At 36.3% G+C, this 17,096-nt stretch carries 18 protein-coding genes; 9 read left to right on the plus strand and 9 right to left on the minus strand.

What is annotated here, in order from left to right:
• The 3 genes from ABJ974_RS04160 to porX all read right to left on the minus strand — a co-directional run bounded on the left by ABJ974_RS04160 (position 1) and on the right by porX (position 2,896).
• On the minus strand, positions 1-765 hold the full coding sequence (locus ABJ974_RS04160; RefSeq protein ID WP_419870128.1) for an exodeoxyribonuclease III: 765 nt from the start codon (positions 763-765) through the stop codon (positions 1-3).
• Between the two features lie 87 nt (positions 766-852).
• Positions 853-1,236: an MliC family protein gene (locus tag ABJ974_RS04165; RefSeq protein WP_419870129.1), complete on the minus strand. Its 384-nt coding sequence runs from the start codon at positions 1,234-1,236 to the stop codon at positions 853-855.
• 115 nt (positions 1,237-1,351) lie between these two features.
• Positions 1,352-2,896, minus strand: coding sequence for a T9SS response regulator signal transducer PorX (gene porX, locus ABJ974_RS04170; RefSeq protein ID WP_419870130.1), 1,545 nt, complete (start codon positions 2,894-2,896; stop codon positions 1,352-1,354).
• A 351-nt stretch (positions 2,897-3,247) separates the two neighbouring features.
• On the opposite strand from porX, the gene ABJ974_RS04175 reads away from it, so the two are divergent.
• From ABJ974_RS04175 to ABJ974_RS04210, 8 genes are all read left to right on the plus strand, one after another.
• Positions 3,248-4,474 (plus strand): HD domain-containing protein, encoded by a 1,227-nt coding sequence (locus ABJ974_RS04175; RefSeq protein ID WP_419870131.1) that lies wholly within the window; start codon positions 3,248-3,250, stop codon positions 4,472-4,474.
• Between the two features lie 72 nt (positions 4,475-4,546).
• Positions 4,547-5,578 carry a UDP-3-O-(3-hydroxymyristoyl)glucosamine N-acyltransferase gene (gene lpxD, locus ABJ974_RS04180; protein WP_419870132.1) on the plus strand — a complete coding sequence of 344 codons (1,032 nt, stop codon included), beginning with the start codon at positions 4,547-4,549 and terminating at the stop codon, positions 5,576-5,578.
• Positions 5,571-6,968 carry a bifunctional UDP-3-O-[3-hydroxymyristoyl] N-acetylglucosamine deacetylase/3-hydroxyacyl-ACP dehydratase gene (locus ABJ974_RS04185; protein ID WP_419870133.1) on the plus strand — a complete coding sequence of 466 codons (1,398 nt, stop codon included), beginning with the start codon at positions 5,571-5,573 and terminating at the stop codon, positions 6,966-6,968. The genes lpxD and ABJ974_RS04185 overlap by 8 nt, the downstream gene beginning before the upstream one ends.
• Positions 6,969-7,763 (plus strand): acyl-ACP--UDP-N-acetylglucosamine O-acyltransferase, encoded by a 795-nt coding sequence (gene lpxA / locus ABJ974_RS04190; protein WP_419870134.1) that lies wholly within the window; start codon positions 6,969-6,971, stop codon positions 7,761-7,763. It begins immediately after the preceding gene.
• Positions 7,764-7,787: 24 nt separating this feature from the next.
• Entirely contained in the window at positions 7,788-8,351 is a 564-nt protein-coding gene (gene efp, locus ABJ974_RS04195; protein ID WP_419870135.1) for an elongation factor P, read from the plus strand.
• Positions 8,352-8,417: 66 nt separating this feature from the next.
• Positions 8,418-9,320 carry a UDP-3-O-(3-hydroxymyristoyl)glucosamine N-acyltransferase gene (locus ABJ974_RS04200; RefSeq protein WP_419870136.1) on the plus strand — a complete coding sequence of 301 codons (903 nt, stop codon included), beginning with the start codon at positions 8,418-8,420 and terminating at the stop codon, positions 9,318-9,320.
• Between the two features lie 94 nt (positions 9,321-9,414).
• Positions 9,415-10,287 carry a succinate--CoA ligase subunit alpha gene (gene sucD / locus ABJ974_RS04205; RefSeq protein ID WP_419870137.1) on the plus strand — a complete coding sequence of 291 codons (873 nt, stop codon included), beginning with the start codon at positions 9,415-9,417 and terminating at the stop codon, positions 10,285-10,287.
• Between the two features lie 16 nt (positions 10,288-10,303).
• Positions 10,304-10,972, plus strand: coding sequence for a porin family protein (locus tag ABJ974_RS04210; RefSeq protein WP_419870138.1), 669 nt, complete (start codon positions 10,304-10,306; stop codon positions 10,970-10,972).
• Between the two features lie 78 nt (positions 10,973-11,050).
• On the opposite strand, the gene ABJ974_RS04215 is transcribed toward ABJ974_RS04210, so the two are convergent.
• From ABJ974_RS04215 to ABJ974_RS04225, 3 genes are all read right to left on the minus strand, one after another.
• Positions 11,051-12,361, minus strand: coding sequence for an ABC transporter permease (locus ABJ974_RS04215; protein WP_419870139.1), 1,311 nt, complete (start codon positions 12,359-12,361; stop codon positions 11,051-11,053).
• 3 nt (positions 12,362-12,364) lie between these two features.
• A complete protein-coding gene (locus ABJ974_RS04220; protein WP_419870140.1) occupies positions 12,365-13,276 on the minus strand; it encodes an ABC transporter ATP-binding protein in 912 nt (303 codons plus the stop codon).
• Positions 13,277-13,391: 115 nt separating this feature from the next.
• Complete coding sequence (locus tag ABJ974_RS04225; protein ID WP_419870141.1) at positions 13,392-13,742, minus strand: T9SS type A sorting domain-containing protein; 351 nt, start codon at positions 13,740-13,742, stop codon at positions 13,392-13,394.
• Between the two features lie 117 nt (positions 13,743-13,859).
• Here ABJ974_RS04225 and hemB point away from each other — a divergent pair, with 117 nt between their 5' ends.
• Positions 13,860-14,849 carry a porphobilinogen synthase gene (hemB, locus tag ABJ974_RS04230; protein WP_419870142.1) on the plus strand — a complete coding sequence of 330 codons (990 nt, stop codon included), beginning with the start codon at positions 13,860-13,862 and terminating at the stop codon, positions 14,847-14,849.
• A gap of 63 nt (positions 14,850-14,912) precedes the next feature.
• On the opposite strand, the gene ABJ974_RS04235 is transcribed toward hemB, so the two are convergent.
• The 3 genes from ABJ974_RS04235 to ABJ974_RS04245 form a co-directional block, all read right to left on the minus strand.
• Entirely contained in the window at positions 14,913-15,665 is a 753-nt protein-coding gene (locus tag ABJ974_RS04235; RefSeq protein ID WP_419870143.1) for a hypothetical protein, read from the minus strand.
• Positions 15,666-15,932: 267 nt separating this feature from the next.
• On the minus strand, positions 15,933-16,442 hold the full coding sequence (locus ABJ974_RS04240; RefSeq protein WP_419870144.1) for a hypothetical protein: 510 nt from the start codon (positions 16,440-16,442) through the stop codon (positions 15,933-15,935).
• A 6-nt stretch (positions 16,443-16,448) separates the two neighbouring features.
• The gene (locus ABJ974_RS04245; RefSeq protein ID WP_419870145.1) at positions 16,449-16,832 is read right to left on the minus strand and encodes a type VI secretion system amidase effector protein Tae4; all 384 of its coding nucleotides are present in this window, start codon (positions 16,830-16,832) and stop codon (positions 16,449-16,451) included.
• Positions 16,833-17,096 lie beyond the last annotated feature (264 nt).

Consider the following 17,096-nt stretch of genomic DNA (forward strand, 5'->3'; position numbering starts at 1 on the left):
TTATAAGTCCAGCTCTACCAAAGCAGGACAGTGGTCCGAATGTACAGCCTCTTTTAAAATAGCTGCCCTGGATAGTTTTTCTTTAAGGGAATAAGAAGTGAAGTTATAATCAAGTCTCCAGCCCTTATTCTTTGCTCTTGAATTTTGCCGGTAGCTCCACCAGGTATAATTATCAGGTTCATTATTAAAAAACCGGAAGCTGTCAATTAATTCGCATTCTTCGATGAATTGGGTCATCCATTCTCTTTCTATGGGTAAGAACCCGGAAACGTTTTTTAACCGTACAGGATCGTGTATATCGATAGCCTCATGACATATATTAAAATCTCCCGAAATAATAAGATTGGGAATTTCCTTCTTTAAGTTTTTTATATAATTTAAAAAGTCATAACAGAATTCCATTTTAAAGTCCAGTCTTTCAATATTGGAAGCAGAAGGTACATATACCGAAATAGCAGAATAATTTTCAAAATCAGCACGTATGATTCTTCCTTCATTATCATAACTTTCTATACCGCACCCATACTCCACATGCAAAGGTTTTTGTTTGGAAGCAATACCGACTCCGCTGTAGCCTTTCCGAAGAGCTGAATGCCAGTAACTGTGATATCCTGATTTTTCCAGGCTTTCTATATCTATTTGATCATTACCCGCCTTACTTTCCTGAACGCAGATAATATCAGGATCAGCATGTTTCAGCCAGCCTAAAAAATCCTTTGTAAAAGCAGCCCGGATTCCATTTACATTGTAGGTGATCAGTCTCATAATATTTTTTGGCAAACATATAAAAATAAAAATCAGTTTTGAAATTTCAAAACTGATATGCTTTATAGAATTTAATTGAAAAGGTTCTTAGTTTGAGAAAACTACTTTACCGTCTTTAGTTAATTCTACTTGCTCTCCTTTACCTCTTAATTCGTAGTGATCATTTTTGTACCAGATTCCAGAAGCTGGTTTTTGATCATCCAAATTAATTGTTTCTCCTTCAAATACAACAGTAGCTGTATGTTTAGTATTGTCGAAACTCATTTCAAGAGTTTTTCCGCTTTTGTCCTTAGCTGTACTTTTTACGATTTCGTCCGTAGTGGCAGCAGCAGGAGTTTCAGTAACGGTAGCAGCAGTATCAACTGCAGTTACAGTATCAGTAGCGCTTACTTCGGCAGTGTGTTTTTCTTTTGAACAAGAAGTTAGGAATAAAGCTGTAATAGCAGCCATAGCAAAAATGTTCTTTTTCATAATAGGATTTTTTAACGTCAATAATATTCACAAAAAATATGCCAATACCTACTTGAATAAGCGGAAAAATCAATTTTTTCCGCTAAATCCTAAAATATTATAAACTATGAAAAAACTATTTGGGTTCTAAAACACTTATAGGGATAATACACTCCTCCAAGGATATGCCCCCATGCTGATAGGTTTCCTTATAATAATTCACAAAATGATTGTAATTCTTCGGGTAGGCGAGGAAAATATTGTTTTTTGCAAATATATATTTGGAGCTTAAATTTCCTTTAGGTAAAAATAATTTTTCCGGATTGGTAATAGCCCAAACATCACTGTCATCATATGTTAAGCTCTTTCCTGTCTTATAGCGGATATTGGTAGAGGTTTCCCGGTCTCCAACCACCTTGCTGGGTTTTTTTACATAAACAGTTCCGTGATCAGTTGTAATAACCAGTTTGTAACCGCTTTCTGCAGCTATTTTGATGATTTTCATTAAAGAAGAATTTTCAAACCAGTTCAAAGTAAGGGATCTGAAAGTTTTATCATCACGGATAAGCTGGTCTACAATATGGTTGTCCGTTTTTGCATGAGAAAGAATATCAATAAAGTTATAGACGATCACCAGGAGATCATTATTTTTGTGCTGGTTAAAGTCGTCATATATCTTTCTCTCAAAATCAGCATTTAATACTTTTAAATATTTCATTGATTTGGAACCGAGCCCAATTCTTTTCATTTGATCCTCCAGGAAATCACGTTCAAATTCATTTTTATTTCCCTCTTCATTATCATTAAACCATTTATCCGGAAAACGTTTTTCAATTTCTGACGGCATCAGCCCTGCAAAAAATGAGTTCCTTGCATATTGGGTGGCAGTAGGTAGAATACTGTAATAATAATCCTCGGAAACCTTATTGTAATATTTGGTAAATAACGGTTCTATCACCTTCCACTGATCATAACGGAGATTATCCACCATTAAAAGAAGAACCTTATCCTTCTCCACTTCTGGTTTTACCTTTTCTTTGAACAGGGTATGACTCATCATAGGCTTGTCACTTCCATGAAGCCACTCTTCGTAATTGTTTTCAATAAACTTGGCGAACTGGATATTGGCTTCCTCTTTTTGGGATTGCAGAAGGTCTGCAAACTCATTATCCGCCACCTTATCGAATTTAATTTCCCAGTTCAGTATCTTTTTATAATATTCGGCCCATTCCTGATAAGTTCTGAGATAGGAAAGCTCCATAGATAAATTCCTGAACTCCTGCTGATATTGTAGGATCGTTTTCTGTTCAACCAGATTGTCCTGCTGTAAATTTTTCTTTAAGGATAATAATATCTGGTTCGGATTTACAGGCTTTAATATATAATCCGCAATTTGGGAGCCGATGGCTTCCTCCATAATATATTCTTCTTCACTTTTGGTAACCATTACTATTTTTAAAGAATTATCTTTTTCTTTAATCATAGGAATGGCTTCCAGCCCGGAAATACCAGGCATGTTTTCATCTATAAGGGTAAGGGCGAATTTTTCTGAATCTATAAGTTCGAGGGCCTCATTTACATTATTAACAGGAGTTACATTGTAACCCTTTTTCTCTAAAAATACGATATGAGGTTTAAGTAAATCTATTTCATCATCTATCCATAATATCTTTTCTGACATAATTTATTGATTTTTTTAGATAATTATTCTATCAAATTGTTGACCAACTTTCTTTAAAAACTAACAAAATAAACGGTTTTAAAGTTAAATATTAGTTAAATGATACGGTGAAATTAGAGGTTAAAAAATAATAGTGATTCGAATTTAATCCTTCTTTCAGTAAATTCATCATTTTCTTTGTTTGGTCAGTCCTCTCATTTATTTTAATCTAAAATAAATTTAATGTATTATGGAGGTGTTTACTCATTACAGTTTAATAAAAAGTTGATTTTAATTTTTAGCTGATTAGAAAAAACAATCCTTCGGGAGTGCCATTTAATTTTCCTAAATTTGTTACCACATTCACTTTCTATGCAGAATAAGCTCAAAATCATCAATGACCCGGTTCATGGATTTATTAAAATCCCTTACGAAATTTTATTTGATGTCATAGAACATCCTTATTTTCAGAGATTAAGGAGGATTTCCCAGACGGGCCTTTTGAATTTGATTTTTCCCGGAGCTACCCACACCCGGTTTCACCATGCGATAGGAGCTATGCATCTTATGTTTACGGCCTTGGAAACCCTTAAGCTGAAAGGAATTAAAATCTCCAGAGAAGAAGAAAAAGGAGCTATGCTGGCTATTCTTATGCATGATATCGGACATGGGCCTTTTTCCCATGCGTTGGAAAGTATGTTGATGGATGACTGGCATCATGAAAATCTCTCGCTTCTGCTCATGAATAAGCTGAATGAAGAATTTGACGGGCAGCTCGATATAGCCATTGAAATGTTTCAGGGGCAGTATCATAGGAAGTTCTTTAATCAGCTTATATCTTCCCAGCTTGATGTGGATCGTTTGGATTATTTGAAAAGAGACAGTTTTTTTACAGGAGTGTCCGAAGGCAATATCAATACACAGAGAATCATCTCTATGATGAATGTATGTGAGAATGGTGAACTGGTAGTAGACGCAAAAGGAATCTATTCTATTGAAAACTTTCTGACGGCACGGATGTTTATGTATTGGCAGGTGTATTATCATAAAACTTCTGCGTTGGCTGAATTTTTATTGGTGAAGATTTTAGAGCGGGCAAAATTGTTGGTTTCCGAAGGCATGAAGCTGGAAGCTACGGAAAACCTGAACTACTTTTTATACCGCGAGAAAAAGTCAGCTACTGAAGAAGATATAGAAAGATTTACAAAGCTGGATGATAATGACGTGATCCAGGCTATGAAAATATGGCAAAATTCAGATGATGTAATATTATCATATTGGTGTCAATGTGTAATTCAGAGAAATATTCCTAAAACAATTATATCATCACACCCTTTTGAAGCAAAGTTTATTGAGGAAAAAATAAAAAAGACCAACGAATTTTTTGGAATTGATAATGGAGATGAGCTCGTAAACGAAATTACAAGAACACTTCTTCCTTATAATACGGAAAAGCAGCCTATCTTTTTATTACAAAAAGACGGAAGACGGCTGAGACTGGATGAATCCGAAGATCAGATTCTGTCCAGCCTGATTACCAGGAAGACAACACGATATATATTGACTTTCCCCCGTGAAATAACGGGATTAAATTCTTAAAGAATATTAAAATTGTCTATCTCAAAACTAAAAAATGTTTGTGAATTATAGAATTTCTTATCTTTGCAGAATATGGAATTTACAGCTTCGCAAATTGCAAGTTTTATTGACGGAAAAATAATAGGTGATGCGAATGCACTTATTACGGGGGTTTCACCAATTGAAAATGGGGAACCCGGGCATCTTTCTTTTATTGCCCAAAATCGGTTTTCTCATTTTTTAGACACATCAAAATGCTCGGTTCTTATCGTTTCAGAGGGACTTTTACTAAAAGATACCTATGAACCTACCATTATCGCCGTAAAAGACGCTTATCTGTCTTTTCAGGTTCTGATGAATTTATATCAGGAGATGCAGGGAAGAAAAGATGGTGTGGAAGATGGTGCTTCAATACATGATACCGCAACGATAGGAAAGGGGGCCTATATAGGGGCCTTTACTTATATTTCCGAAAAAGTGAAAGTAGGTGAAGGGACTCAGATTTATCCTCATGTGTACATTGGAAAAGGAGTGAAGATCGGAAAAAACTGTAAGATAGACAGCGGAGCACGTATTTATGATTATTGCATTATCGGAGATAATTGTGTTGTTCATTCCAATACGGTGATTGGAGGAGATGGTTTTGGATTCCAGCCTACTGCCAACGGATTTAAAAAAATTCCACAATTGGGAAATGTAATTATTGAAGATGATGTGGAAATTGGTTCGAACTGCAGTATAGACAGAGCAACTATTGGTTCTACGGTAATAGGAAAAGGAACAAAGATCGATAACCTTATTCAAATTGCCCATAATGTAAAAATCGGTCAGAATAATGTAATTGCCGCACAGGCCGGAATTGCAGGTTCCACCACTATCGGAGATTGGAATCAGATCGGAGGTCAGGTAGGTATTGTAGGACATATCAATATCGGAAATCAGGTTAAAATCCAGGCACAAAGTGGTGTCAATAATAATATTGAAGACGGTGAAGTCTTATATGGTTCTCCTGCTATTTCAGCATCAGATTTTCGTAGAAATTACGTCCATTTCAGAAACTTTACAAATATTGTAAGCAGAATAAATAATCTTGAGAATAACTCAAAAGATAAAACTAATGGGTGATATGCAAAAAACGCTTCGGGAAGAAGTAACCCTTTCCGGAATTGGTCTTCATACAGGTAAAGAAGTAAAACTTACCATAAAACCTGCAAAAGAAAATACAGGTTTTGTTTTTGTAAGAACAGATTTAGAAGGACATCCTCAGGTAGAAGCAGACGTTAATTATGTAGTAGCTACCGAACGGGGAACTACATTAGAAAAATTAGGAGTGAAAATCACCACATGTGAGCATCTCTTGGCAGCATTGGTAGGGTGTGATATAGATAATGCATTCTTAGAAATGGATGCTTCAGAACCCCCTATTTTAGACGGATCTTCTAAATATTTTGTAGAAGCTATTGAAGAAGCCGGTGTCATAGAGCAAAATGTAGCAAGAGAATACTTAGTAATTAAGGAAGTGCTTAGTTACACAGATCCTACTACAGGCTCAGAGATTACAATTATTCCTTCAGAAAATTACGAAGTTACTACTATGGTTGATTTTGGGACTAAAGTATTAGGAACCCAGAATGCAACCCTTAAAAATATTTCAGAGTTTAAAGATGAAATATCATCTGCCAGAACATTTAGTTTCTTACACGAATTGGAAATGCTTCTGGATCATGGTTTAATCCGAGGGGGAGATATTTCCAATGCCATTGTTTATGTAGACAAGGACTTAACACCTGAAACAACAGAAAAACTAAAAAAAGCCTTTGGAAAAGACAATGTTTCTATCAGGCCAAACGGCATTCTTGATAACCTCAATCTGAATTACCCGAATGAAGCAGCCAGACATAAATTACTGGATGTAATCGGAGACCTTGCATTAGCAGGAGTAAAGATTAAAGGAAAAGTAATTGCTAATAAACCGGGACATTACGTAAATACCCAATTTGCAAAAAAGCTGAACCGTCAGTGGAAGCTTCAGAAGAAAAAAAATGTTCCAGATTTTGATCTCACCAAAGAACCCGTTTTTGATATTAACGGAATTATGAGGTTAATGCCTCACAGACCTCCGTTTTTATTAATTGATAAAGTATTGGAACTTTCGGATTCGCATGTAGTAGGATTGAAAAATGTAACCATGAACGAACCTTTCTTTGTAGGCCACTTTCCGAAAGAACCCGTAATGCCGGGTGTTTTACAGGTGGAAGCACTCGCGCAGACAGGAGGAATCCTGGTACTTGCAAGTGTTCCCGATCCCGAAAACTACTCTACCTATTTTATTAAAATGGATAAAGTGAAGTTTAAAAGGAAAGTAGTTCCCGGAGATACTATGATTTTCAAAATTGAACTGATAGAGCCAATAAGAAGAGGTATTGTACATATGCAGGGATATGGGTATGTAGGAGATACGGTAGCTGTTGAAGCTGAATTAATGGCGCAAGTTGCAAAAAATAAAGTTGAATAAATGATTCATCAATTAGCAGCCGTAGATAAACGTGCGAAAATTAGCAAAAATGTTATTGTAGAACCTTTTACTACAATTGCAGGGGATGTGGAAATAGGAGAAGGAACCTGGATCGGTCCGAATGTAACCATCATGGATGGAGCAAGGATAGGAAGAAACTGCAGGATTTTTCCCGGAACAGTAATCTCAGCCATTCCACAGGATCTTAAATTTGACGGAGAAGATACACAGGTCATTATTGGAGACGATACTACGATAAGAGAATGTGTAACGGTCAACAGAGGAACCAAAGCTTTAGGCTATACCAAAATCGGTAAAAACTGTTTAATAATGGCTACATCTCATATTGCTCATGACTGTGTGATCGGAGACCACGTTATTATTGTAAATGGTTGCGGTATCGCAGGACACGTGGAGATCGGGGACTATACCGTAATGGGAGGTCTGAGTGCCGTCCATCAGTTTGGAAAAATCGGTAAACACGTAATGATATCCGGAGGAACACTTGTAAGAAAAGATATTCCCCCTTACGTGAAGGTAGCGAGAGAGCCGATGTCTTACGCCGGAATTAACTCGGTAGGATTAAGAAGAAGAGGATTTACCAACGAGAAAATTTTTGAAATTCAGAAAATATACAGAACCATCTTCCAGATGAAGATGAATGTTTCTCAGGCAGTAACGTATATCGAAAAAGAAATGCTTCCTACGGCGGAAAGAGATGAAATACTTCAGTTCATTCAAAACTCCCCGAGAGGTATTGTAAAAGGATACGGAACAGGTAAGGAAAATAATTAAAAAATTAAAAGACAAACATAATTAATGGCAACAACAGCTGATATCAGAAAAGGCCTTTGTATTGAATTTAGTAATGACATTTACAAAGTAATTGAATTCTTACACGTAAAGCCGGGTAAAGGACCTGCTTTCGTTAGAACCAAACTAAAATCCGTGACCAACGGAAAAGTATTGGATAATACATTTTCTGCAGGACACAAAATTGAAGAAGTAAAAGTGATTACCCGTAAATTCCAATATCTTTATGATGATGAGAATGGTTTTCACTTTATGAATAATGACGACTTCTCTCAATTATATATCAATAAGGAAATGATTGAAAATGCTCAGTTTATGAAAGCTGGAGAAGAAGTTACAATCATTTTAAAAGAAGCGGATGAAACACCTCTTTCCGCAGAAATACCACCTACCGTATATCTGGATGTAATTGAAGCCGATCCGGGAGTAAAAGGAAATACAGCAACAAACGCCCTGAAAAATGCAATTGTGGAAACCGGAGCACGCGTAATGGTTCCGCTGTTTATCGAGCCGGGAGACAGGATAAAAGTAAATACCGAAGATGGTAGTTATTTAGAAAGAGTGAAATAATAAAAAAATACTAAATTCGGGGATGCTTATGCACTCCGAATTTTATTTTATACGAAAACAAGCTTTATGAAATTTTATTCACCACAAAAACTCAAAACAATTGCTGAGCTTATCGGAGCTCAATTTATCGGACCTGAAGATTTTCAGGTTTTGGGGACCAATGAGATTCATATGGTAAAACCAGGTGACATAGTATTTGTTAACCATCCGAAATATTATGAAAAAGCGCTTAATTCTGCGGCAACCATTATTCTCATTGATAAAGAAGTGGAGTGCCCCGAAGGAAAAGCACTGCTAATTTCAGACGATCCTTTTAGAGATTTCAATAAGATCAATACCCATTTTACAAAAATATATAACTTTACGGAAGAGCTTCATGATGTGGAGATTGGAGAAGGTACCAGAATACATCCGTCAGCTGTTATCGGTAACAATGTAAAGATCGGGAAAAATACTCATATCTTTCCCCATGTGGTTATAGGAGACAGAACCGTTATCGGTGATAATGTCATAATCCAGGCCGGAACTGTATTGGGAGGTGATGCATTTTATTACCGTAAGCTTAACGGGAATTTTGACCGTATGATTTCCGTAGGTAATGTGGTGATAGAAAACAATGTTGAGATAGGAAATAACTGTACCATTGACAGAGGAGTTACCGATTCTACGGTGATTGGCGAAGGTTCTGTATTGGATAATCTTATTCAGATAGGGCATGATACCGTGATAGGAAAAAAATGTCTTATTGCTTCTCAGGTGGGTATTGCCGGATGCTGTATCATAGAAGATGAGGTAACCATCTGGGGACAGGCCGGGGTAGCTTCAGGCATAAGACTGGAAAAAGGAACCGTACTCCTGGCACAGGTGGGAGTGAACAGGGATCTTGCTGCAGGTACGTATTTTGGCCCTATTGCTGAAGATTTTAGAACATATCTCAAAAAAGAGGTTAAAGTAAGAAATCTCAAATAAACAAATTGGTGGCTTTGTACAATAAAATCAAAGAAAATTAAGTAAATTTGTAAGAATTAATAAATCTAAAAATAAATTAAAAAACAACAATAAAATGTCAATTTTAGTAAACAAAGATTCTAAAGTAATCGTACAGGGATTTACAGGGAACGAAGGTACTTTCCATGCTGGTCAGATGATTGAATACGGAACGAATGTAGTAGGTGGGGTAACTCCGGGTAAAGGAGGAAGCGAGCATTTAGGAAAACCAGTATTTAACACTGTAGCTGATGCTGTGGAAAAAGCAGGAGCTAATGTAAGTATCATTTTCGTACCGCCTGCATTTGCTGCAGATGCTATCATGGAAGCTGCCGAATCCGGAATTAAAGTGATCGTATGTATTACAGAAGGGATTCCTGTAGAAGATATGGTAAAAGTGAAATCTTATATCGCTGACAGAGATTGCCGACTGATAGGACCGAACTGCCCTGGAATTATTACTTCTGAAGAAGCTAAAATTGGTATTATGCCTGGGTTTGTTTTCAAAAAAGGTAAAGTAGGTATCGTTTCTAAATCAGGAACTTTAACTTATGAAGCTGCAGATCAGGTAGTAAGAGCTGGTTACGGTATCTCTACTGCAATTGGTATCGGTGGTGACCCAATTATCGGAACAACTACCAGAGAAGCATTGGAATTATTCATCAACGACCCTGAAACAGAAGCGGTAGTAATGATCGGTGAGATCGGTGGAGGCTTAGAAGCTGAAGCAGCAAGATGGTATAAAGCCAGTGGTTCCACTAAACCTGTTGTTGGTTTTATTGCAGGTCAGACAGCACCTAAAGGAAGAACGATGGGACACGCTGGAGCCATTGTAGGAGGAGCAGAAGATACAGCACAGGCAAAAATGGAGATCATGAGAGAAAACGGTATTAACGTTGTAGATTCTCCTGCTGATATCGGTACTACCGTTGCAAAAGTTTTAGGATAATTATAAACAATAGAATATGAAAAAATTTTTATTAGCCTCGGCTATGGCTTTTTCTACTTTATCATTCGCACAAATTGATTTTAGTAGTACAAGATTCGGGATTACAGCCGGAGGAAACTATTCCAGAGTAAGAAATGCTCACAATCCTTCCGGACCAAGATATACATTTCAGGCAGGTGGTTTAGCTTTAATTCCGGTAGGAAAAGCACACCAATTCTACTTACAGCCTGAGGTTCTATATTACGGAGCCGGAGAAACAGGAAAAGATAAGGATGCTAAAGGAAAAGACGGTTATAATGCCGTTTATGGAAATAGCTATCTAAGTGTACCTATTTATTTCAAAGGATACTTCTCAGAAGCAGAATCTGAGTTTTTTGGAATGGTAGGACCTAGATTTAATTTCCTGGTAGGGCAGAATGTTAAAAATGCACCTGCAGGAAGACCTTATTATGATCCTGATGTGACAGATCCTACAAATCCACAAGCCAGTGGAAAAGCTAATGGCTTCAACTTTGGTATTGGATTGGGAGTAGGATATAGCTACAAAAGACAGCTTGAATTGGCAGTGAAATACGATTTTGGTATTTCTAATACTTACCCGGATCTGAAATACGATAAAGGAGGTACAGATAAAAGCAAGTCAGAGCAGGTTATCAGCATAGGACTTAGCTATATTTTTCAATAAGAATTTTATCAAGACATAAAAAATTCCGGGCAATTAATTGCCCGGAATTTTTGTTTTTTTATTGAATGGATGATTATCTTATCCTCTGATCCATTTCCAAAGTTCTTTCAAAGTAGCTTTGTTTCCATACATTAAAATTCCTACCCTGTAAATTTTACCCGCAAGGAATATCATAAAAACAGTAGTTCCCAATAACAAGACGATTGATAAAACAAGCTGCCACACAGGTACACCAAACGGGATCCGTGCAATCATGGCAACAGGAGAAGTAAAAGGAATGATAGACAGCCAGAAGCCCAGCGGACCATCAGGATTGTTCATCAAAGAAAAACTTCCGTACATTCCCAGCATTAGCGGTAAAATGGCAAATAAGGTGAACTGCTGTGTTTCCGTTTCATTATCCACGGCAGAGCCTATGGCAGCATAGATGGAGCTGTAAAAAATATAGCCCAGCAGGAAAAAAACAATGAATACAAAAATGATAAGAGGAAAATTGAGCTCCAGCAGGCTGTGGGAAATCTGCGTGGCAACTTGAGTCATATCCAGCTTATTCATCATCTCTTCATTTCCTCCCGGAATGTTGTCTTGCAGAGAAGAAAATCCGGTGTTGAGAACCAAAGCACCTACTACTGACATCGCTATCCAGATAGTGAACTGGGTTAAAGCGACTAAGGTTACTCCCAAAATTTTCCCCATCATTAATTCAAAAGGCTTTACGGAAGAAATAATGATCTCCACGACACGGTTGTTCTTTTCTTCCAGTACGCTTCTCATTACCCGTACACCATAAATAATGATGAACATAAAGGTTACATACATCAGGATCATGCTCAATCCGGTTTTCACCCCGAAGGTAAGATCATTATCTTCCTTATTGTCTTCCGAAACATTAATGGTTTTGAGCTCAAAGCTTTTATCCAGGCTGAGAAGCTGATTCTCTGCAATTCCCAGTTTCTTCATTTTTTCCTTTTTGATCACATTGGTGATATCGGAAACGATGCGCTGCTTGGTTTCAAACCCGATCTTAGTGTTTACTATTAGCCTGGACTCCTTTTGGAGATGGTCAAAGTTCTGGTTACTCAGTTGGGGGAGAATAAGAATGCCGTCTACGGTTTCATTTCCCTTTAGCTGGTCAACTTTTGCTTTTTCCGTTACCGTAGGGACAAATAGATAAGTAAGCTTGTCGTTTGATTTTAATTGCCCCTGAAAAATACCGCTGTGGTCAATTACTTCAATAGTATTGTGAGACTCATTAGCTTTAAACATAAGACCTATAACAGCTCCGAATCCGATAATTAAAATAGGAGCTAGCAGGGTTAATATAATGAAAGACTTTTTCTTAACCTGGGTAAGAAATTCTCTTTTGGTAATTAAAAAAATATTATTCATAAATTAAGAATGATTACTTACAGCATTAATGAATACCTCATTCATACTCGGGATTTTTTCGTCAAAGGATCTTACCTTGCCTACATTCATAAGATCCGAAAGGATAAGGTTCTGATCACTTTCATTTTTCAGGTCAAAAGAAGTAAGATTGTTCTCCTGAGAAACATTGAAGATATTATACTTGTTTTTGAAACTTTCAAAATACTCCTCCTGCACTTCGGACAAGGTAATCCCAAAAATATTTTTTTTGAATTTTTCTCTCACATCAAAGACTCTTCCGTCGATTATTTTCTCGGAGTTATTGATCAGAGCTACATAATCACACATTTCCTCTACGCTTTCCATTCTGTGAGTAGATAGAATAATTGTGGTCCCGTTATTTTTGAGGTCCAGGATCTGGTCTTTGATGAGGTTGGCATTTACCGGATCAAATCCTGAAAATGGCTCATCCAGGATTAAAAGATGAGGCCGGTGAAGAACGGTAACTACAAACTGTATTTTCTGGGCCATACCCTTGGAAAGTTCGGAGAGCTTTTTCTTCCACCATTGATCTATATGAAGTTTTTCAAACCATTTTTTAGCTTCATTCAGGGCGTCATTCTTGCTCATTCCCTTTAATTCCCCGAAATAAAGGATCTGATCCCCCACACTCATGTTTTTGTAGAGACCTCTTTCTTCCGGCATATATCCGATATCTTTTATATGTAGGGGGTTAAGCTTTTCACCGTTAATCATTACCGTTCCGGAATCGGCCTGGGTAATCTGATTGATAATACGGATAAAAGAGGTTTTTCCGGCACCATTTGGACCTAAAAGCCCATAAATACTTGCTTTTGGGACATGTATACTGAAATCATTCAATGCTACCTTTTTTCCTGAATTATAGGTTTTGGTAATATGTTCGGCTTTGAGCATTAAAACTGTTTTTACAATTAGTCTGAAAATGTCCCGAAAGTTACGGAATTAATTGAAAGAGATTCAGAATTAATAGCAAAGAAAAACTCCTGAGGGCCGTCAGGAGTTTTATAATTTATTGTTTTACAATCTGTGTAACTTTTTGGGTGTTATTGCTTAACGTATAACGTATCAGGTATTTACCCGGTTTTAATTTTTCAAGATTAATTTCCCCGGAATTCATATTGACCATATAGCTGGCTACCTGCGTTCCTAAAATAGAATAAAAAGTAACATTTTTAATTTTCAGCGAAGAATCTTTAGCTTTTACGATAAGGAAATCTTTAGCCGGATTAGGATATGCCAGAAGCACACCATCATCGGATTTCTGGGAAATGGAATTAGGCTCTCTCAGCTGAGCTTTGAAATTATTGGAGAAACCAATAAAAGTGCCTAAAAATATAAATAAAAGTAAAAATTTTTTCATCAACGATATATTTATAAATATATTATATACAAAATTAAATTATTCTATAATAATCTGCAATAGTTTTTTGTAGAACTTATACTAAATTTGCATAAACTTATTCAAAAAGTATTCCAAATGATATATTCAAGAAATAGAAGACTTCGAATTAATGAATCTATAAGAGGCCTTGTAAGAGAAAGTGTGCTTACAACCAATGACTTTGTGATGCCCATTTTTGTAATGGAAGGTGAAAATAAGCAGGAGCCTATATCCTCAATGCCCGGGATTTTTAGAAGAAGTATAGATCTGACGGTGAAAGAATGTAAGGAACTTTTCTCTTTAGGGGTAAAATCTGTCAACCTCTATATGAAAGTTTCCGATCATCTTAAAGATAATACTGGGAAAGAAGCCTGGAATAAAGACGGATTGATGCAAAATACCATAAAAGCCATCAAAGATGCTGTTCCGGAAATGATCGTTATGCCCGATGTGGCGCTGGATCCTTACTCCATCTACGGGCATGACGGAATTATTGAAAATGGTAAAATTGTGAATGATGCCACGGTTGAAGCATTAGCCAAAATGTCCGTTTCCCATGCGGAAGCCGGAGCTGATATTGTGGCTCCAAGCGATATGATGGACGGCAGAGTGTTGGCCATTCGTGAAGCATTGGAAGAAAGCGGTTTTACAGATGTAGGAATCCTAAGCTATTCAGCTAAATATGCAAGTTCATTTTACGGACCTTTCAGAAGTGCTTTAGACAGTGCTCCGAAAGACGATATGGAAATTCCAAAGGATAAAAAGACCTACCAGATGGATTTTCATAATTCTCGTGAAGCATTAAACGAAGTGTATAAAGACATCGAAGAAGGTGCGGATATTATTATGATTAAACCGGGACTTCCTTATTTAGATATTGTTTCTAAAGTTCGTGAACTGATCGATCTTCCGATTGCGGTTTATAACGTGAGCGGTGAATATGCGATGGTAAAAGCAGCTGCACAAAACGGCTGGCTAGACAATGATAAAACGATTATCGAAAGTTTGACTTGCTTTAAAAGAGCCGGAGCAGATATGATTTTCACCTATTTTGCAAAAGAAGCAGCAATGATTTTAAATAGATAACAAATTATAAGAAAGGCCATCAATACGATGGCCTTTTATTTTTTTAAGGGATTTAATGATATTCTACATGATATTGAAATCCTTTCCTTTTGTAAATTTAGCAGCAAAAGGAGCCTGATTACCGGAGTATTTTAATACAAAATGCTTTTGGGTATCCGTATCCACTTTTGTATCTACCTGTACATCATCCGTTTGAAAACTTACATTCAGGTTGATACCGGGATCTTTTTCCAGGTACACATCCACACTGTCGGCATAGAATAAAGAAGTACTTAAATAATTAAACTTAACATTCTTCCGGTAGGTTTTTGATTTGGACTCGGTAAACAAAGAATAATTTCTTAAAATTTCTATTCCTGGAGCATCAATATTGGTAATTCTGGATTTGGTCACTCCATTTACTTTTACGGAAAAGTTTTTGGCATTTTTAATATTTCCATTCACTCCGATATTGAAAAGGGAAGGGAGGGAAAGACCATATTCAATCATGTTTTCTTTGGTAAATTCAAAATCCGGAATTAAGGCTGGGTTTTTAGGGATATTGATAAGCTGGTTTTTTACCCTGTCCAGGTTTTCACCGGAAAATAAAAATCCGATAAGATTATTGCCTGTGGTTCTCCAGTTTCTTCCGTTCCATTCAAAAATTTCACAAAGCAAAGTATCTGTTGAAGAGTGGGGAAGAAGATCAATATCCTGCCATTTAAAAACTTCCTTGGCATAAGGACGCCTGTTCACCAGGTTAATGCCCAGGTCCAGTCCCATTAATTCTGTCAGTTCTTTATTCGTTTCCATAATATTATAGTGATTTGTTTCCATAAATGTAGGGAATAAAAACAGAAGAAAAGCAGCAGCAAAAATAATTACATTCCTTTATAACCAGCCTTTTTATTGTAAACATAGGTTTCATCAAACTGCTTATCACTCATAAACAAATAAATAATTCCTTCAATAAACGGAATGATGGATGCCACACCAAAAGTGACAATATTAAGAATGATCTGGATAATTCCTTCGTAAGTCTCAAAACAAACAATCTAAATTTTTTTGATAAATCATCAAAAAGGGATGTGTAATATAAAGATTTTAATCATGGGCAAAACCACTGAAATCTTTTTCATCGGTACCTGTATCAGCACATACAAATGAGTGTGTTAAAGTCTTATTTGTAACAATGATACTGTCTTTTTTAAATAAAATACCCTGCATACCTGTTCCACATATATTATTGCTTTCTACTGCACCAAAAGTTTTTCTATCCTCTTCTGTTGCCATGTTCCCAAGAATAACCAAAGTATGCTTTACTCCTACATCCGGATAAGAGAAATTTTCAACTTTATTCTTCTCCCATCTTAAAAAATAACATGGAGGTTTGATTTTGATCTCTCCGGATAATTTATATTCTTCAGAATTAATCTTTAATTCTGCCTTTCCATTGTCATTTATTAATTCCAGTACTATTCCGTCAATATGAGTTGTATCAGTCACTATTGCGGTGCTTTTTTCAGTAACGGGTTGAGTGTATACTTTTTCATGATTTTTTTTACACGAAAAAGATATTAAAGATATAATGAGTACCCAACAAATATTTTTCATAATAGTTTAAATTAAAGCCCAAAACCAAATTTCTGTACCTCTCCATAGATAGTCTAAAGCATCCCCACCTTTTAAAGATATTCCATTCCAAATGTCAATGTGATCTATACCTCCTGTCCAGCCATCTTTAATAAAAATGATTCCCTTCCCATTTCTGAAGGATTTGTAGTCCATTTTGGTGTGTTTTTTTCTCTCAAGCTTTAGCCGGTTTCCAAATATTTCCGGATGGATGTAAATCCAGTCAGCCAGTTCCTGAGCCCTTAGTGTATGCTTAAAGCCATTTTCATGTTTTTCCCAGCATTTTACTCCTTTAAAAGATACTAAATCCACACCTGATTTATGAAGGGCTTCACTCATCCTAATGGCACACTGGTTTGGAAATAAAGCCATATTACAAGGGTGAACGCTTTTTCCTGGATGATTTTTCCATAATTCTTCAAACCGGATCATCATTGATATTTTTATATTACAATATAATAATTATTTTCTATTGGTATTTTTTCAATAGAAATGAAATAATTGTAAATTCTTTTTAAAAATGCTTTAAAGTATAATTATCGACCTTTGTAATCTTTTTTTTATTAATTAATATTACTTTGGTGTAAAAAGTTACGTAAGACTTCATACTGCCAAACTTTGTTAACAAACTGGAAG

The organism is Chryseobacterium sp. CT-SW4 (genome assembly GCF_048572715.1).
Lineage (GTDB): Bacteria > Bacteroidota > Bacteroidia > Flavobacteriales > Weeksellaceae > Chryseobacterium.

Excerpts from the sequence above, each read along its gene's own strand:
- ABJ974_RS04210 (WP_419870138.1), top strand. The coding sequence starts at position 10,304 with ATGAAAAAATTTTTATTAGCCTCGGCTATGGCTTTTTCTACTTTATCA.
- porX (WP_419870130.1), bottom strand. The coding sequence starts at position 2,896 with ATGTCAGAAAAGATATTATGGATAGATGATGAAATAGATTTACTTAAA.
- ABJ974_RS04175 (WP_419870131.1), top strand. The coding sequence starts at position 3,248 with ATGCAGAATAAGCTCAAAATCATCAATGACCCGGTTCATGGATTTATT.
- lpxD (WP_419870132.1), top strand. The coding sequence starts at position 4,547 with ATGGAATTTACAGCTTCGCAAATTGCAAGTTTTATTGACGGAAAAATA.
- ABJ974_RS04165 (WP_419870129.1), bottom strand. The coding sequence starts at position 1,236 with ATGAAAAAGAACATTTTTGCTATGGCTGCTATTACAGCTTTATTCCTA.
- hemB (WP_419870142.1), top strand. The coding sequence starts at position 13,860 with ATGATATATTCAAGAAATAGAAGACTTCGAATTAATGAATCTATAAGA.
- ABJ974_RS04245 (WP_419870145.1), bottom strand. The coding sequence starts at position 16,832 with ATGGCTTTATTTCCAAACCAGTGTGCCATTAGGATGAGTGAAGCCCTT.
- ABJ974_RS04215 (WP_419870139.1), bottom strand. The coding sequence starts at position 12,361 with ATGAATAATATTTTTTTAATTACCAAAAGAGAATTTCTTACCCAGGTT.
- efp (WP_419870135.1), top strand. The coding sequence starts at position 7,788 with ATGGCAACAACAGCTGATATCAGAAAAGGCCTTTGTATTGAATTTAGT.
- sucD (WP_419870137.1), top strand. The coding sequence starts at position 9,415 with ATGTCAATTTTAGTAAACAAAGATTCTAAAGTAATCGTACAGGGATTT.
- lpxA (WP_419870134.1), top strand. The coding sequence starts at position 6,969 with ATGATTCATCAATTAGCAGCCGTAGATAAACGTGCGAAAATTAGCAAA.
- ABJ974_RS04185 (WP_419870133.1), top strand. The coding sequence starts at position 5,571 with ATGGGTGATATGCAAAAAACGCTTCGGGAAGAAGTAACCCTTTCCGGA.
- ABJ974_RS04240 (WP_419870144.1), bottom strand. The coding sequence starts at position 16,442 with ATGAAAAATATTTGTTGGGTACTCATTATATCTTTAATATCTTTTTCG.
- ABJ974_RS04200 (WP_419870136.1), top strand. The coding sequence starts at position 8,418 with ATGAAATTTTATTCACCACAAAAACTCAAAACAATTGCTGAGCTTATC.
- ABJ974_RS04235 (WP_419870143.1), bottom strand. The coding sequence starts at position 15,665 with ATGGAAACAAATCACTATAATATTATGGAAACGAATAAAGAACTGACA.
- ABJ974_RS04225 (WP_419870141.1), bottom strand. The coding sequence starts at position 13,742 with ATGAAAAAATTTTTACTTTTATTTATATTTTTAGGCACTTTTATTGGT.
- ABJ974_RS04220 (WP_419870140.1), bottom strand. The coding sequence starts at position 13,276 with ATGCTCAAAGCCGAACATATTACCAAAACCTATAATTCAGGAAAAAAG.
- ABJ974_RS04160 (WP_419870128.1), bottom strand. The coding sequence starts at position 765 with ATGAGACTGATCACCTACAATGTAAATGGAATCCGGGCTGCTTTTACA.